This is a genomic window from Priestia sp. BR_2 (genome assembly GCF_041954005.1).
Classification (GTDB): Bacteria; Bacillota; Bacilli; order Paenibacillales; family Paenibacillaceae; genus Paenibacillus_AQ; species Paenibacillus_AQ lautus_A.
This window is the reverse complement of record NZ_JAVFHM010000350.1, coordinates 20883-37188: the sequence shown is the minus strand read 5'-3', so window position 1 is coordinate 37188 and position 16306 is coordinate 20883. Positions and strand designations below refer to the sequence as shown.

14 protein-coding genes are annotated in these 16306 nt (G+C 53.3%); 12 read left to right on the top strand and 2 right to left on the bottom strand.

Going from position 1 to position 16306, the window contains the following annotated elements; genetic code table 11:
* Positions 1-3: 3 nt before the first annotated feature.
* The gene (locus tag RB298_RS31265) at positions 4-540 is read left to right on the top strand and encodes a hypothetical protein (protein ID WP_192571401.1); all 537 of its coding nucleotides are present in this window, start codon (positions 4-6) and stop codon (positions 538-540) included.
* Between the two features lie 215 nt (positions 541-755).
* Here the strand turns inward: RB298_RS31265 and RB298_RS31260 are convergent, their stop codons facing one another.
* Positions 756-1037 (bottom strand): CD3324 family protein, encoded by a 282-nt coding sequence (locus RB298_RS31260; protein ID WP_006211013.1) that lies wholly within the window; start codon positions 1035-1037, stop codon positions 756-758.
* Between the two features lie 436 nt (positions 1038-1473).
* On the opposite strand from RB298_RS31260, the gene RB298_RS31255 reads away from it, so the two are divergent.
* The 11 genes from RB298_RS31255 (at position 1474) to RB298_RS31205 (ending at position 15232) form a co-directional block, all read left to right on the top strand.
* Positions 1474-3192, top strand: a complete 1719-nt coding sequence (locus RB298_RS31255; protein WP_486050220.1) for a GAF domain-containing sensor histidine kinase — start codon at positions 1474-1476, stop codon at positions 3190-3192.
* On the top strand, positions 3170-3832 hold the full coding sequence (locus RB298_RS31250) for a response regulator (protein ID WP_015736093.1): 663 nt from the start codon (positions 3170-3172) through the stop codon (positions 3830-3832). The genes RB298_RS31255 and RB298_RS31250 overlap by 23 nt, the downstream gene beginning before the upstream one ends.
* Positions 3833-4026: 194 nt before the next feature.
* Positions 4027-4587: an NADPH-dependent FMN reductase gene (locus RB298_RS31245; protein ID WP_192571403.1), complete on the top strand. Its 561-nt coding sequence runs from the start codon at positions 4027-4029 to the stop codon at positions 4585-4587.
* Positions 4584-6296 carry a VOC family protein gene (locus RB298_RS31240; protein WP_486050217.1) on the top strand — a complete coding sequence of 571 codons (1713 nt, stop codon included), beginning with the start codon at positions 4584-4586 and terminating at the stop codon, positions 6294-6296. Before RB298_RS31245 ends, RB298_RS31240 begins: the two co-directional genes overlap by 4 nt.
* A gap of 101 nt (positions 6297-6397) precedes the next feature.
* Positions 6398-6940, top strand: coding sequence for an NADPH-dependent FMN reductase (locus RB298_RS31235; protein WP_009592221.1), 543 nt, complete (start codon positions 6398-6400; stop codon positions 6938-6940).
* A gap of 118 nt (positions 6941-7058) precedes the next feature.
* A complete protein-coding gene (locus RB298_RS31230) occupies positions 7059-8678 on the top strand; it encodes a response regulator (RefSeq protein WP_486050215.1) in 1620 nt (539 codons plus the stop codon).
* On the top strand, positions 8675-10471 hold the full coding sequence (locus tag RB298_RS31225; RefSeq protein ID WP_096774340.1) for a cache domain-containing sensor histidine kinase: 1797 nt from the start codon (positions 8675-8677) through the stop codon (positions 10469-10471). Before RB298_RS31230 ends, RB298_RS31225 begins: the two co-directional genes overlap by 4 nt.
* Entirely contained in the window at positions 10468-11448 is a 981-nt protein-coding gene (locus RB298_RS31220) for a substrate-binding domain-containing protein (RefSeq protein WP_096774339.1), read from the top strand. The genes RB298_RS31225 and RB298_RS31220 overlap by 4 nt, the downstream gene beginning before the upstream one ends.
* Positions 11449-11579: 131 nt before the next feature.
* Complete coding sequence (locus RB298_RS31215) at positions 11580-13079, top strand: sugar ABC transporter ATP-binding protein (RefSeq protein WP_486050213.1); 1500 nt, start codon at positions 11580-11582, stop codon at positions 13077-13079.
* Positions 13080-13122: 43 nt separating this feature from the next.
* Positions 13123-14091 (top strand): ABC transporter permease, encoded by a 969-nt coding sequence (locus RB298_RS31210; RefSeq protein ID WP_096774337.1) that lies wholly within the window; start codon positions 13123-13125, stop codon positions 14089-14091.
* A 121-nt stretch (positions 14092-14212) separates the two neighbouring features.
* Positions 14213-15232: an ABC transporter substrate-binding protein gene (locus RB298_RS31205; protein ID WP_375120207.1), complete on the top strand. Its 1020-nt coding sequence runs from the start codon at positions 14213-14215 to the stop codon at positions 15230-15232.
* A 220-nt stretch (positions 15233-15452) separates the two neighbouring features.
* Here the strand turns inward: RB298_RS31205 and RB298_RS31200 are convergent, their stop codons facing one another.
* Entirely contained in the window at positions 15453-15998 is a 546-nt protein-coding gene (locus tag RB298_RS31200) for a phosphotransferase-like protein (protein ID WP_486050210.1), read from the bottom strand.
* Positions 15999-16306 lie beyond the last annotated feature (308 nt).

Sequence of the window (16306 nt, the reverse complement as noted above, 5' to 3'; positions counted from 1 at the left end):
ATCATGCCGCGCAATTTGGAGTATGTCCCATACGGCTACGAGCCCCCGAAGCCGACCACGAAAGGCACCTTGATATTCTACGATCTTTTTGAGCAGGATCAGGTGGCCCTCGAGCAGGCGGCTGCCATCTTGGAGGAACGATCCTTCGCAAAGTTGGTGTTGTATCCGCTGCACGAAGAGACGGTGAAGCGGATGTTCAAGGAGCCGGTGAGCCCTTATTACAAGCGGGAGAAACAGCTTCAGGAATGGATTGAGGAGCTTGGAAGATCTTCGGTCGTGATTGAATCGTTCGAGTCGAAGCGAAAAAAATACACGCCGATCGATACGGCGCTTCGACATCTGGCCGAGAAGTACGGAAGTCCCCATTTTCTTCTCATGACTCCGGAGGTAGCTAACGTGTTTGCTTCGTTTTCTTCCTTCGAGGAATGGATCGTGAAGCTGAGGCTGATCTTGTTGTCCGAGCCGCCGGTTCTGCATCCGAGGCTGGAGAAATTCCGCCATCGATGGGATGTAGCCGGGGAGAAGCGGGAAGAACTTTAGGGTACAATCAAGCCCGGCTGCAGCTCGTTTGCAGCCGGGCCTTTTCTATGGTGCAGACCAATCGGACAGGGTGGCAATGCGGTAAAAATGCCGAACAGCCCTAAAAACGGTACATCACGGGTTCACCGTGCCCGATCCATGCAACATGAAAAGGACTGTACCCCGTGGGAACAGTCCTATGTTAATCCGTGCGGAGACCGTTAAACCTCATCGGTTCAGGTCCCTACGCGGGTAAGTTTACTTATGATCTTGCGTACGCTTTCTCCAGACAGGAAGTAGGTCCGTTCCAATTCCTCAATGGACCGTCCTTTGCAGTAAGCGCGATACATTTCTTTATTGCGACTTTCGATGCGTTGTTTGGAACCGCTTAACTCTCCCCAGCCGGCTCTTTGCTCGCTCTGTTTCGGTATGTAGAGTAATTCTCCGTCTATATACTGTTGAATTTGCTGCAGCAGCTCGGGGGGAAGCACTTCTCTTCCGTTCTTGTAATGGCCCATCGATGCCCTCCTCTTTCTGTGTACATATTTAAGCTATCGCTGAGTTTCAAAACAATTGCATTGATCATGCTTGCCCTCCTCCTTTCGTGAAATTGGTTTTTTTAGATTTTGGTTTTATTGGAGTTGAAAATAGATATAGGGAGCCCGCGGCGGGCTCCCATTTAACGGATATTCGCTTTACGCGAATACCACCTCACGGATCTGAATCATTGCAATCAGCCTCCTTTCAGCTCATTTCGTCGGCCCGACTTCTATATTAAGCCATATGTAGGTGGAAATTTGCAAGAGATAAAACAATATTAATTGTTTTTTACCACAATTCATGGGATGAATGATCTGCACCGGCCAGGAATTCCATTCGGAATTTGGATGGTGCGTGACAGGATTATATAATATAGTTACTTCAGAATGCAAAATAAAGAAGGAGCTTGCTTGTATGTCCACTCACGACCCGCATATCCAGGAGTTAATCACGTTGAAGACGATTGCCGAAACGCTGAACGAATCCAATGAGTTAGCCCCCATGCTGGACGTTGTTATCGGCAAACTGCTGGAGCTGACCGGACTTACGACCGGTTGGCTGTTCCTGGTGGAAGAGAAGAGAACGCATGAATTCGTAGCGGGCCGGAATCTGCCGCCCGCTCTGAGACGGGAAGATGACGAACCGATGAGGTGCGGCAGCTGCTGGTGCCTGGAGCGCTATGATGACGGCCGACTGAAAAATGCCGTGAACATTTTGAATTGCAAACGTCTGGATAACGCCGTTCGTTATCAGTGGGGCGACACGGAGGGAATTACCCATCATGCTACCGTTCCGCTGCGTTCCGGAAGCCGCAGGTTCGGCGTGCTGAATGTGGCCGCACCCGGGAAGCTTCATTTTTCCAAGGAGGAGCTGGCGCTGCTGGAATCGGTAGCCTACCAAATCGGCAGCGCCATCGAGCGCATGCGTCTGTACGCGGCTGAGCAGCGTCGGGCTGATTTGTTCGCCCGGCTAGGAGAATATAGCAGCGCGCTAGGCGCTTATGCATCCCAAGCGGTGAGCCGGGCCGAATTAACGGAGCAGGTGATGAGTTTGCTCGGCCGTTATTTTGATTGGCCGGTTGCGGCGCTGCTGGAACCGGTGGGCCAGGAAATCACGCTGCGTGCGCTATACAGCGGCGGGCAGACCACGCTGCCCCATGCCAAATTTCCGCTAGCCGACATGGCTCGGACCGGTCCTGATGCAGTGAAGCGCTCAGTAGAGCCGGTCGGCGATCCGGATGCGCAGCAACTTGCGGATCAACTGGTGGAGAAAGGATGGATAGCTCCCATTCGTCGAGCCGTTGCGGTACCGCTTGCGGTTGCTTCGAACTCCTTAACCGGGATGCTTTTGGTGGGCTATGATCAGTATGGAGACCAGCATCGGGCGGACATGGAAGTCATCGAGGCCATAGCGGAGCATATCGGCATGACGCTTCAGCGCATCCGTTTGGAGGAGAACCGGCGGGAGCTCGCAAGGATGGATGAACGAAATCGCCTGGCCCGGGACCTGCACGACTCGGTAAGCCAAACCCTGTTCTCGCTGGTGATGATGTCCAAAGGTGTAGGGGGGATGATTGCAGCTGAACCGGATGGGCAGAAAAGCTTGCTCCAGGACACGATCCGCGATATCCAGTCATTATCGCAAAGCGCACTAAAGGAAATGCGGGAGCTGATCATGCAGCTTCGCCCGCCCGGACTTGAGGAGGGGCTGATGACAGGTCTAAAGCAATACGGCGAACGATTGAAGCTTCATGTGCGTACACATATCACCGGGATGCAGGAGCTGCCGCGGATCGCGGAAGAGGCGTTGTGGAGGATCGGGCAAGAGGCGCTGAACAATGTGAGCAAGCATGCGGATACGAAGGAAGTAACGGTAGCGTTGTCCTTGCAAAACGATGAAGCGGAGCTTCGGATCGAGGATCAAGGGCGCGGGATAACCAAGCAGCGATGGAACGAGCTGACGCGGCATTCCATCGGCCTGTCCAGCATGCGGGAGCGGGCCGAATCGCTCGGAGGCCAGTTCCGTTTATACAGCGTGCACCGGGAGGGAACCATCATTGAGGTTACGATACCCTTGAAGGCGGTCACAACAGAGAAAGGGGGGATAACCGATGATCCGATTGTTAATAGCTGACGATCACGCCATGGTACGGCGGGGCCTCCAGGTTTTTCTGGCGACGCAGCCGGATATCGAAATGGTGGGAGAAGCCGCGAATGGCGAAGAGACGCTGGAGCAGGCCAAACTTTTGCTGCCTGATGTCGTGTTGATGGATTTGAATATGCCTGTATTGAATGGCATCGATACCACGGCACGTTTGAAAAAAGAACTGCCTCATATCAAAGTGATCGTACTGACCTCGTTTGTTGATTACGATCATGTTCTGCCTGCGATTCGAGCGGGTGCTCGCGGCTATCTCCTGAAGGATATCGAGCCGGAGGAATTGGTAGCCGGGATCCGACGCGTGTTCCAAGGACAGGTCGAATTGCATCCGGATGCTGCCGGCCTGCTCATGACGCATGTTACTTCCCCGGCGGGAGAGGATGAGGCCAATGGGTCCAGCCATCAGGAAGCTGCGCAACTCGATAAGCTTACCCGCCGAGAGCAGGAAGTATTGCAGCTGATTGCCTCCGGGATGAATAACAGGGAAATCAGCGAAGCGCTTTATATTACCGAAAAGACGGTCAAAACCCATGTCAGCCACCTGCTGGATAAGCTGGGGGTTGCCGACCGGACACAGGCTGCCATCTATGCGCTTAAGCATGGAATCGTATAGGATTAGGGATTTGCTGCTTATGCAATATAACCGTACATAATGATCATTTCTCATACTATAGTCGTAGAAGCTCTCAGCCGAAGGCATGAGAGCTTTTGCTCGTAAAATCACTCGATATGTTGACGATTTCATGACGTGCCTCCTCTACAATGTATTTAACAAAACATTCGAATACGAATAAGGGAGGCATTACCATGAAGATCGTAATTATCGCAGGCAGCAATCGCAAAGAAGCGACAAGCACCATTTTGGCCAAAGCCTTGGAAGCGCAAATGAACCGGTTGTTCGTCGAAGTGAAGCTGTTTAATTTGTATGAAACGCCGCTCCCGTTCTATTCCCCGGACGAAATATTCAACCGGCATGAGGGCGTGCGTGAGCTGCAGCGTTTATTAATGGAGGCGGACGGCGTCATTTTGACTACCCCGGAGTATCACGGCGGGATGAGCGGCGTGTTGAAGAATGCTCTGGATCATTTGGGGCAGATGCATTTCTCGGGTAAACCCGTCTTATCGGTAAGCTCGGCAGGCGGGGCGGTCGGCGTAAGTTCACTGCAGCAAATGCAGGCCACCATACGCAATTTGCATGGTATTAATAGCCCGGAATGGATTTCCATCGGCGGATCTCAACGGGCCATTTACGAATCGGAAGCGGCTGAGGGCACGATCGTGCTGGATTATCGGGCGAAAGAGGCGCTTTCCATCTTTTTGGAGCTGGTTAAGAAGATCAGCAATAAAGTGGAGGCTGAAATCTCATGATCACCCATTTCGCCGGATTAACATTAAGGACCGTCTCCATCGAGGGAGTGAAGCAATTCTATCACGGATTGCTTCAATTCCCGGTCGTCAGAGAAAGCGAGGCCGAAATTGCATTTCAGCCTACACCCGATTTCACGCTAGTATTTGAAGAGGTGTTTGAACCCATAGCCCCTGCCCATATCGCGTTTGAAGTGGCTTTCTCCCAATTTGATTCCACCGTCCGGAGCCTCGCGGAACAGGTGCCGTTGTTGAAATGGCCGGACGGCAAGGTGGTCGAACCCTTCGATTCCGGCGTGAACGTATACTTCAGGGATGGGGATGGAAATTTGCTGGAGTTTATCGCCCATCCGGATTTAAAGGAAGGGGTCCTGACCCCGAGCGGTAAATATGGCGTCCTCTATTTGCGGGAAGTGGGACTGCCTGTCGAGGATCCGGTAGCTGCCCGACTGTGGATGCAGCGGACGCTCGGATTCACCATCGCCAAGGAATCGGAACAATTTGCTTTTGTCATCGGCGGAACGGCCCATGCCGTTGTGGTATCCACGAGGCGCAAATGGATCCCGATCTCGATGTACGCGCTGGCACCGACGCTGGAATTAACGTATGGCGTCACCGACGAGCGGTTTATAGACCGGGTTCGCTCGGCCCTGGATCGGCGGATGATCCAATCGGATAACGATGAGGGACTGCGTTTTAGAATGTACGGCTACAGCATCAGGTTGAAGATAACCAGCTTTCCCAAGGACATTGCAGCCAAGCTGAATCTGCCGAGTGCCGCTGAAGGGGAGGAGGTGAACCCGGTCATTGACGACCAATATTTGATAGACGGTCTCACGGCTTTGAGCCGCGGCGGCGAAGTCGGTTGGTTTGAAGGGCATGTCGGCGGAGCGTATTTGGCAGCGTATTACATGCAGAAGGAGCAAGATCTGCCTCAAGATGTGCTTCATGGATTGGCTGCCAATTGCCGTCATCTGCGCGCTCAGCATGAAGATTGGTTTGAACCGTATCCATCCGAGCCCGCACAGCCTGAATTGATGGATCAATTGCTGGAAGGGCTTCTGCCCAACCTGACAAGCCTGAGCACCTCGGGCCACGGCGTGACCCTGGGCGTGCTCGGACTGAAAGCGCTGCGGGACCGTCCGGACTTACTGACTCCGTCCATCGTGAGAGGTTTAATTAAGCTCATGGACGATGCAGCGAGTGAACATAAGCTTGCAAGGTATTACGGCATTGACGATTATACGCAGCTGGATCTATCGGAAATCTCACTCTCGGAAATACCGCCTTACCGGGATGCGTCCGATTTGGCATGCCGCGCACTTTCCGAGCTGGATCACGTGCTGCCGGATCAGCACGTGGATGGCCAATATTATTTTTTTGCCGGTGAGCTTGAGCATGGGATTACCCACGCACACGCGCTGATTGAGCTGGAACGGCTCGGTTATGCCCAACTGGCCAAGCTGGGCCAAGGCAATCACCGGCTCCAAACGAAACTTAACCGTCTCAGACCTCAAGCGCTTATGGCTCAGGGGATCGATGCGCCTGCCAAGGCATCCATCACGGAATCGGCCTATTGGAGCCGGCTGTATGAAGATCCGCATGCCATCAAGGTACCTTACGCCGCCATGGCACTGCTGCGGCATGCGCCTGTAGAAAGAAGGGCAGACCTGGAACGCGATGTCTGTAAGCTGCTTTCCCTGATGAAGTAGGACTGAGGCATTTTGACAATGGTAAAATATGGTGATAGGCTAAAATAAGTTACCCAATACTGAATCATGTGTGCTGGAAAGGCATAGAACTGGAGGATATCATGAACGTTGCAATCGTTGTGGGAAGCATTAGAAAAGAGTCGTACAATCGGAAACTGGCGGAATATTTGAAGCAGCGCTATTCGGATCAGATCGCCTTTGATATCGTGGATCTTCGCGATCTTCCGTTCTACGATCAAGACACGGAGTTGGACCCTCCTGCGGCCGTCAAGGAATTCAAGGAGCGGATTGCCGCTTCCGATGCCGTATTGTGGATCACGCCGGAATATAATTATTCCATACCGGGCGTACTTAAGAATGCGCTGGATTGGTTATCGCGCGTCGATAAGGTCATGAACGGGAAGCCTTCCTGGATCATGGGGGCGTCGATGGGGCAGCTCGGAACGGTTCGCGCCCAAGAGCATCTTCGGGACATTCTGTTCTCCGTTGGCATCACCTCGCCGCTGCTTCCTAACAATGAAGTTTATATCGGCGCCGTGCACGAGAAGATGGATGAGTCCGGCAAGCTGATCCATGAACCGACGATCGGTTTCATCGATATCGTGGTGAATAATTTCATGACGTGGATGAATGCCCGGAAATAAAACATGAAGTCTGGAGCCCTTTGGCAGTTGCCTGCCGAAGGGCTTTTCCTGTATTATTCACCTCGTAACACGATAAACCAAAGCGAATGGATTTGCTTTTGAACGGGGGAGGCTTTGATTGTATACGATTCTTATTGTGGACGACGAACCGATCGTAAGGGAAGGGATCCGAAACCGGATTCAGTGGTCGGAGCATGGCTATGAATGCATCGGGGATTGCGAGAACGGCAGAGATGCGTTGGAGGCCGTAACCCGCCATCAGCCCGATGTCGTGTTAACGGACATCAATATGCCGTACATGGATGGCTTGGAATTGTCCCGTCATATTACGGAACGTTTTCCTAAGACGAAGATCATCATCCTGACCGGGTTCGACGATTTCGAATACGCCCAGCAGGCGGTGAAGCTGCAGGTGACGGATTTTATTTTGAAACCGGTTACGGCGGCGGAATTAAGGGACATGCTCGACAAGCTCAAGCTGGAAATGGATGAGGAGCGCGGTCACACCGAGCACTTGAAGAGGCTCAAGAAGCAGTTGAACGAGAGCTTGGTCCTGCTTAGGGAACGTTTTCTGGAACGATTGGCGTCATCGCCGATGAAGCGGTCCGAAATGGAGAGCCGGCTGGCTTATTTCGATATTCCGCTGCGCGGGCCGCTGTATATCGCCATGGCAGCGGATATGGATGAGCTGCGCTCGGATGAACAGCACGCCGATAATGAACTGCATGCTTTTGCCTTATACAACATCATGCAGGAGATCCTGGCGGGTGAGCCTGGTGCGGCCGTGTTTCGGTACAAAGAGAATAAGGTCATGACCATTCTGTCGGGCTCCGACGAGAAAGATCTGCACGCCCGGGCCCAGGAACTGGCGGAGGACATTCGCGGCTCCACCAAGCAGTTCATGAAATTCACGGTCACGGTTGGCATCGGAACGATCTGTCGCCAGCTGCAGGACATACGATATTCCTGCAAGGCCTCGGAGGCCGCCCTGGAGTACCGGCTTCTGATCGGCCGCGATCAGGTGGTCCATATCACCGATCTAGAAAAACGCGGGAGCGGTCCTCTCCTGGATGGGATCGAAACGGAGACGGCGCTGGTTTCGGCAATCCGGGCGGGCACAGGCTCAGAGGTGAAGGCGTGCATCCGGCGGTTGATCAGCGAACTTGGAAGCGCTTCAATTTCAATCGAAATCTGTTACGTGCGGGTCCTTCGGGTCATGCTTTCCGTGCTTCAAACCTTGATGGAAATCGGCAGCAATGGGAACGAGCTGATCGGCAAGGAGAAGAGGCTGCTGTCCGATCTGTATTCTTTTCGGTCCTTGGATGAGATCGAGCGCTGGTTAAACGAGGTATGCGAGCAGGCGTTAAGGGACGTAGCCAAGACCAGAAAGGATATTACACGCTCCCAGATGCTGGAGGCGGTCGATTTCATCCAGCGGCATTATGAGGATGCGGAGTTATCGATTAAGACCGTGTGCAGCCGGATCTTCATGAGCACGAGTTATTTCAGCGCCTTGTTCAAGTCGCATACCGGGAAGACCTTCGTCGAATACGTTACGGAAGTCCGCATGGAGAAAGCGAAGGAACTTCTGAAGCATTCCTTGTTAAAAACCTATGAAATTGCGGCGAAAACCGGCTATCAGGATCCTCAATATTTTAGCGTGCTGTTTAAGAAACATACCGGAGATACCCCGACGGAGTACCGGAACAAAATGGCGACTGGCGGGATACAGCCATGAAGGCTCCGCAGCGAATCAAAAGCATTCAGTCCCGCATTGCCAGTTCCTTCGTGATGCTCGTGCTGTTCACGGCGCTGCTGCTTATCTTCATCTCCTATCGGCTGTCCGAATCCGCTGTTCGCGAAACGGCGGAAAGTTATACCTCCGAGCTGATCAATCAAGTCAATGCGAATATCCAAACCTACATTACAGGCATGAAGGACATTTCGCTGGCCGCGATGAACAATCCGAACGTAAGAGAATACCTGGCCTCGGCCGACGAGCTGGAGCCTGCGCAGCTGGCGGTATTAAAGGCGAAGATATCGGATTATTTTCACTCGATTCGCATTTCGCGCAAAGACATTGCTTCGATCAACATCTTCGGAGCGGGCGGGACCTTCATATCCGATCGGTCCAACGCGGAGTTAAATCCTTATATTGAAATATCCGATCAGCCCTGGTATCGGCAGGCGAAGGAAAACCAAGGACAGACGGTGATCTCTTCCTCGCATGTACAGCCCGTCATTAAGGGAGAGTACCGCTGGGTCGTATCGCTGAGCCGCGAGCTCAGCGGCATGGATTCGACCCAAGGGCTTGGCATCCTGCTAATCGATCTAAACTTCAAAGTGATTAACGATATGCTCAGTAAGCTCGATCTGGGGAACCGGGGGTATGTGTTCGTTATCGACCGCGAAGGCCGGATTGTTTATCACCCCCAGCAGCAGCTGCTTTACAGCAATCTGAAAACGGAGAGATTGGACCAGGTGCTGCAGGACAAACATGGAAGTTTTGTCGTGAAGGAGGACGGCGCTAGCCGGATTTACAGCATTAAGAATACGGATTTCGGCTGGAAAATCGTAGGCGTTTTTTACGAGAATGAGCTGGTGGACAATAAGAAGCAGATGCAGCTGTCTTTTGCTATAGCGGGATTGTTATGCCTCGTCGTCGGCGTGCTGTTCTCCGTCGTCCTCTCGCGCAATCTGACGCGTCCCATCAAGAAGCTGCAAGAGAAGATGATGGAGGTGGAGAAGGGGAATTTCGACATCCGGGTCCCGGTGGGGCATTCCAGGGAAATCTCCGGACTTGCCCGCAGCTTCAACGTGATGGTGCTGAAGATTAAGGAATTGATGTATCAAATCGTGGTAGAGCAGGAGATTAAGAGAAAAAGCGAGCTGAATGCCCTGCAAGCCCAAATCAACCCCCATTTTCTCTACAATACGCTGGATTCCATCATATGGATGGCCGAGAGCAAGAAGCATGACGAGGTGATTTTGATGACATCGGCTTTAGCCAGGCTGTTTCGGGCTTCGCTCAGCAAGGGGAAGGAAATGATACCGATTGCGACCGAGGTGGAGCATATAACGAATTATTTGAAAATACAACAGATGCGTTATCAGGACAAAATCACGTTTGCCCTGGATATCGATCGCGGGCTTTACCCGTATCTGACGCTGAAGGTGCTGCTGCAGCCGCTGGTGGAGAATGCCATTTATCATGGCATCAAAAACAAGGAAGGGCCGGGGACGATCACGATTACGGGGGTGCGTCGAGATACCCGCATCGAATTTCAAGTTAAGGACGACGGCATCGGGATGGATCAGTCCAAGGTGGAGACGCTGCTCACGTCCAAAGAAGGCACACGATCGAGAAACAGCGTTGGCATTGCGAATGTTCATCAGCGGATACAGTTATATTTTGGAACGGAATATGGTCTTAGCTATGCAAGCGTGCCCGGATCGGGTACAAGCGTAACGCTGGTCATTCCGGCCGTTCATGCAGATGAGTGGCAGCGTGTGGAGGGGGATGTGCCTTGAAGTCGTACCTGCGAATGCGTTATATGGTACTGCTGCTGATTCCGTTGCTTCTTCTGGGTTATGCCGTTTATCAGTGGTCCAAGGAAGAACCCGGAACCAAGAAGATCATCGTCGGCGTAAAGGCGCTGGACGAGAATGAATTCTGGCGGGTACTGATTGAAGGGGTGAACACGGCTTCCCGGGAATTCGGCGTTGACGTCTCGGTGGTAGGACCGTCTCAAGAAATCGAGGTTGACTTGCAGATTCAATTGTTGGAGGAAGCCGTCAAGCAGAAGCCGGATGCGATCGTTTTGGCCGCCGGTGATTATCATCGCCTGGTTCCCGTAGCAGAGTCGATTCGTAAGGCCGGCATCCCGCTCATTATGATTGATTCGGCCGTGAATGGCGATTACGCGCAGAGCTTGATCGCGACCGACAATGTGAATGCGGGACAGAAGGCCGGCAAGGAGCTTTCGTCGCGCCTGCCGGAACATGCCAAGGTTGCTATCATCAGTTTCGTGCAAGGCACCTCGACGCAGATCGAGAGGGAGCAAGGGGTTCGAAGCATTCTGGAGCAGCGCGGCGGCACGGAAATCGTAGGCACCTACTACAGCGAAGGCAAGGAGGAGAGGGCGTACGAAATCACGAAAAAGCTCCTGCTTGAAAGGCCTGACCTGAATGGAATCGTCGGACTGAATGAGCCTTCTACGGTGGGGGCCGGCAGAGCGATTCGGGAACTGGGGCTGGTGGGCAAAGTCAAGCTGGTCGGATTCGACAGCTCGGTGAAGGAAGTCAAGCTGCTCGAAGAGGGAGTCTTGCAATCCACGATCGTTCAGAAGCCCTTCAACATCGGTTATTTGGGCATCAAAACAGCCGTATCCGTTATCGAGGGCGACAGGATGCCCCGGCATATATACACCGATTCCGTTATCATCAATAAGGACAATATGTATACCGAGGAGAACCAGAAGCTGCTCTTTCCCTTTGTGGAGGAGTAGCTTCTTCTCTTTTGGGTTTCTGCGGCGGATCATAGATTATTCAACATCGATCAGAGAATATTCCATTCCTTCGCGGGGTAGCGGTTTGTACAATGATTCATAAAAGGTGCCAGCTAGAGAGGTGAGGGACGTTGAGCGAATGGCTGATACAGATGGAAGGGATCATGAAGGAATTTCCGGGCGTGCTTGCATTAAATAACTGCCGGTTCGACCTGCGGGCCGGTGAAGTCCATGCCCTTATGGGTGAAAACGGTGCGGGCAAGTCAACCCTGATGAAAATCCTGACCGGCGTTTATCAGAAGGATGCAGGAACGATCGAATTCAAAGGGCAGCCCGTTGAGTTATCGAACCCGAAAGCGGCTCAGGACGCGGGAATCAGCATGATTCATCAGGAGCTGAATCTGGCCCCTGACCTGACGGTCGCCCAGAATATCTTCATCGGGCGGGAGCCGCGGCGAAAGCTCCGATTGTTTCTGGACGACCGGGCGCTGCACAGGCAGGTGAAGGAACTGTTCGAACGGATGGGCCTCGACATGGACCCCTCCATCAAGGTTTCGGAATTAACGGTTGCCAAGCAGCAGATGGTGGAGATCGCCAAGGCATTATCCTACAACGCCGATGTGCTGGTCATGGATGAGCCGACGGCGGCTTTGAGCGAAACGGAGATTGAGGATTTGTTCCGCATCATACGGCAGCTTCGCGAGAGCGGAGTTGGAATCGTTTACATTTCCCACCGAATGGATGAGATCAAACGAATCACGGATCGCATTACAGTGATGCGCGACGGGCAGTACATCGATACGGTATCCACGGCTGAAGTCACGACCCAGGACATTATCTCGAAGATGGTCGGTCGGCAGATTTACGAGACCTCGAAGCCGGAGAGGACGGCTGGTGAGCGCGAGACGGTATTGGAGGTTATAGGACTGAATCAAGGCAGAACCTTGAAGGACATTAACCTGACTCTGAAAAAGGGAGAAATTCTTGGCATTGCCGGCCTCGTCGGCGCGGGACGGACCGAGCTTGCCCGGGCCATCTTCGGCGCAGACCGCATCCAATCCGGCGAGATCCGCGTGCACGGCCGCAAGGTAACGATCAAGGGCCCGCACGATGCGGTGCGGCAAGGGATCGGCTATCTATCCGAGGATCGCAAGCGCTATGGATGCGTCGTCGATCTCGACGTGAAGAGCAATGTGGCTATCGCCTCATACGGCAGCTTCCTCCGTCCCGGCGGCTGGATGAATACGGCGAAGATTCGCGAGCAGGCGGAGGATATGGTGTCTCGATTGAAGGTCAAAACGCCGCATGTCGATCAGGAGGTCAAGTTCCTCTCCGGGGGCAATCAGCAGAAGGTCGTCATTGGCAAATGGCTGACGAGGGATTGCGACATCCTGATCTTCGACGAGCCGACGCGAGGAATCGACGTTGGGGCCAAGAGCGAAATCTACCGATTGCTGAACGATCTTGCAGCACAGGGCAAGTCGATCATCATGATCTCGTCGGAGCTGCCGGAAATTCTTCGGATGAGCCACCGGATTCTCGTCATGTGCGAAGGCCGGATTACGGGCGAGCTGGATCATGAAGAGGCGACCCAAGAAAGCATAATGCATCTGGCTACAGCGAGGATGTAAGACGCCGTCGCCGTCATCTATTCACGTCAGGAGGAACAAGCAGATGAACATTCAAATCAAATCGGGCGCGCTCCAGCAAGTGCTGGCTCTTGCCAGCTTGGTCGTTCTCGTCCTATTCTTTACGTTCTCGTCCAGCAATTTCTTTCAGTTCTCCAACATCGTGGGCATTCTTCTTTCCACGGCGGTAATCGGCGTGCTGGCTTTGGGATCCACCTTTGTCATTATTACCGGCGGCATCGACCTGTCCGTCGGGACGGTCATGACGCTGAGCGGCGTTATGACCGGGGTCTGCATTACCTTCTGGGGATTGCCGGTCCCCGTCGGCATTCTTGGCGGCATCTTGACCGGCGCCCTGTGCGGGCTTCTGTCCGGGACGGCGGTGGCGAAAATGAAGATTCCGCCTTTTATCGCAACGCTGGCGATGATGATGATCGCCAAAGGTCTCGCGCTCATCATCTCCGGGGCCAAACCGGTCTATTTCAACGATGCCGAAAGCTTTGCCGAGGTGTCCCAGGGCAGCGTGCTGGGCTGGCTGGTACCGGGGCTCGATATTCCCAATGCGGTCGTCATTTTCTTCATTGCGGCGATCCTCGGCTATCTCATCTTGTCGAAGACCATCCTCGGCCGGTATAACTTTGCGCTGGGCAGCAACGAAGAGGCGACCCGATTGTCCGGCGTCAACGTGGGCTTCTGGAAAATCGTGATCTACACCTTAACCGGCGCATTCACCGGTTTGGCGGGCGTCATGATGGCATCGAGGCTGAACTCGGCCAATCCGGCGCTGGGTGCCGGGTATGAGCTGGAAGCCATCGCGGCGGTCGTGATCGGGGGAACTTCGCTCAGTGGTGGGAAGGGTACCATTATCGGAACGGTGATCGGGGCGTTGATCATGAGCGTGCTGACGAACGGATTGCGCATTCTGTCCGTGCCCCAGGAATGGCAAACCGTTGTTGTAGGGTTCGTTATTATACTCGCGGTGTATGCGGATATTTTGCGCAGACGCAAAGCGTAAGCCCTTACTAGTGCTTGCTCCGGAGCTCGGTTGGCCGTAGGTTGGCTTGATCTCGATAGAAGCTTCCATAACGGAAGATCTATAGCTGTACCAATATGTCTAAACAAGGGGAGATTGCATTATGAAAAAGCTTTCCATATTAGCTCTGATTCTTTTGCTGACTGCAAGCATGCTGGCGGCTTGCGGTTCATCGGGCAATAACGCTGCCGGAGGTACCGACAGTCCAGGCGAGGGCGGATCCGGATCAGGAGCCGGTTCTCAAGCCGAAGGAGAGATCTACATCCCGATCATTTCCAAGGGATTTCAGCATCAGTTCTGGCAGGCGGTGAAAGCCGGTGCCGAGCAAGCAGGGGAAGAGCTTGGCGTGCGGATTACCTTTGAAGGTCCGGAGACGGAATCCCAGGTGGATAAGCAGATCGAAATGCTGCAGGCCGCGCTCGACAAGAAACCAAACGCGATCGGCTTTGCCGCATTGGATAGCCAGGCCTCCATACCTTATCTGAAAAAAGCCCAGGAAAACAACATTCCGGTCATCGCCTTCGATTCGGGCGTGGATAGCGACATTCCGGTAACGACGGCTTCAACGGACAATATGGCTGCATCGGCGCTCGCGGCGGACAAAATGGCGGAGCTCATCGGGAATGAAGGCAAAATCGCCATGGTGGTCCATGACCAGACCAGCGTAACCGGGGTCAGCCGCCGAGACGGCTTCAAGAAGCAGATCGAAGAGAAGTATCCGAATATCGAGATCGTGGACATTCAATATGGCGGCGGGGATCACTTGAAGTCGACGGACCTGGCCAAAGCGATGATGCAGGCGCATCCGGATTTAAAAGGGATATTCGGCGCGAATGAAGGCTCCGCCGTCGGCGTCATCAATGCGGTGACGGAGATGAAGAAGGAAGGCCAAATCATCGTGGTCGGATTCGATTCCGGAAAAGCGCAGATCGACGCGATCAAGAACGGAACGATGGCGGGAGCCATCACGCAAAATCCGGTCGGCATCGGATATGAGACGGTAAAAGCCGCCGTGGCGGCCATCAAAGGGGAGAAGGTCGAACCGCAGATCGATACGGGGTTCTACTGGTACGACAAAAACAATATCGATAGCGACGAAATCAAAGCCGTAATCTATGAATAAATGAAATGAAGGGGAGCCCTGTAGGGGCTCCCCTTAACGCGGCATCCGCTTACGCAGATGCCACCTCCATATTCTGAATCAATTCGTTCAGCCTCCTTTCCGATCATTTGGTCCAGCCGGACATCTATATTAAACCACGGCCGGCGGCAGGACTGAAGTGAATAAACAAGCTTAATTGTTTTTTACCAGGAAGTCCGGTCGTGAAGATGCAGGGTAAGGGTTAATGGATCTTCCCCTCATCCCAAATCCGCTTCCAAATCTCTTGGGCGGTCTCTTGGGGTGTTAAATCGGAAGTATCCAGCCAGAGGCCGATTCTGGGCGTTTCGTCGGTTAACCGCCGGTTCAGCTCATGAATGCTCCAGACTCCGTAGCCTTTTTTGCCTCGATTCTGTTCCCGGGCACGGATGGTATCCTCGGAAGGATTCAGCACAACGACGAACACGGGAACGCCTCTTAACATAACGGTCATTTCTTGCAGCGCCGGGCCGAGAATGACGTCCTGCAGAACGACATGAAAACCGGCTTCGGCATAAGCTTTGGCAGCGGAGGCGGATAATCTGTAGCGCAAGGCAAGCTGCCGCTTCGCTTCGTCGGAAGCATCCGGAAGCATTTCTTCCCTGCCCTTGACCATCATTTTCCGGAACGAGTCTCCCCGCAAATGGACTCCGCGATCAAACTTCTCGGCCATCAGCTGGGCTACGGTCGACTTACCTGATGCCATGACGCCGGTGACAACGATAACGGCAGGTTGACGTGGATAGGACATCATGTTTCCTCCGGTTCTGTGGATTTCGAATGAAAGGGAGCCCTGGCATGGGGCTCCCCTAAACGCGACACCCGCTTACGCGGATGCCACCTCCATATTCTGAATCAATTCGTTCAGCCTCCTTTCCGATCATTTTGTCCGGCCTGACAACTATATTAAACCACAGCCGAAGACTGGACTAAAGTGAGCAAACAGGCTTAATTGTTTTTTACCAGCATCGAGACGAACGATTCGCAAATAAACGAAAACCTGAGAACCCTTGTCCCTCCCTATTACTTACTTCCACGTAAGTATCTCACTTATAAGTA

What these genes read in the sequence shown, in the direction of transcription:
- RB298_RS31225 (WP_096774340.1), top strand. Translation starts at nt 8,675, where the DNA reads ATGAAGGCTCCGCAGCGAATCAAAAGCATTCAGTCCCGCATTGCCAGT.
- RB298_RS31245 (WP_192571403.1), top strand. Translation starts at nt 4,027, where the DNA reads ATGAAGATCGTAATTATCGCAGGCAGCAATCGCAAAGAAGCGACAAGC.
- RB298_RS31235 (WP_009592221.1), top strand. Translation starts at nt 6,398, where the DNA reads ATGAACGTTGCAATCGTTGTGGGAAGCATTAGAAAAGAGTCGTACAAT.
- RB298_RS31255 (WP_486050220.1), top strand. Translation starts at nt 1,474, where the DNA reads ATGTCCACTCACGACCCGCATATCCAGGAGTTAATCACGTTGAAGACG.
- RB298_RS31205 (WP_375120207.1), top strand. Translation starts at nt 14,213, where the DNA reads ATGAAAAAGCTTTCCATATTAGCTCTGATTCTTTTGCTGACTGCAAGC.
- RB298_RS31250 (WP_015736093.1), top strand. Translation starts at nt 3,170, where the DNA reads ATGATCCGATTGTTAATAGCTGACGATCACGCCATGGTACGGCGGGGC.
- RB298_RS31260 (WP_006211013.1), bottom strand. Translation starts at nt 1,037, where the DNA reads ATGGGCCATTACAAGAACGGAAGAGAAGTGCTTCCCCCCGAGCTGCTG.
- RB298_RS31265 (WP_192571401.1), top strand. Translation starts at nt 4, where the DNA reads ATGCCGCGCAATTTGGAGTATGTCCCATACGGCTACGAGCCCCCGAAG.
- RB298_RS31240 (WP_486050217.1), top strand. Translation starts at nt 4,584, where the DNA reads ATGATCACCCATTTCGCCGGATTAACATTAAGGACCGTCTCCATCGAG.
- RB298_RS31200 (WP_486050210.1), bottom strand. Translation starts at nt 15,998, where the DNA reads ATGTCCTATCCACGTCAACCTGCCGTTATCGTTGTCACCGGCGTCATG.
- RB298_RS31210 (WP_096774337.1), top strand. Translation starts at nt 13,123, where the DNA reads ATGAACATTCAAATCAAATCGGGCGCGCTCCAGCAAGTGCTGGCTCTT.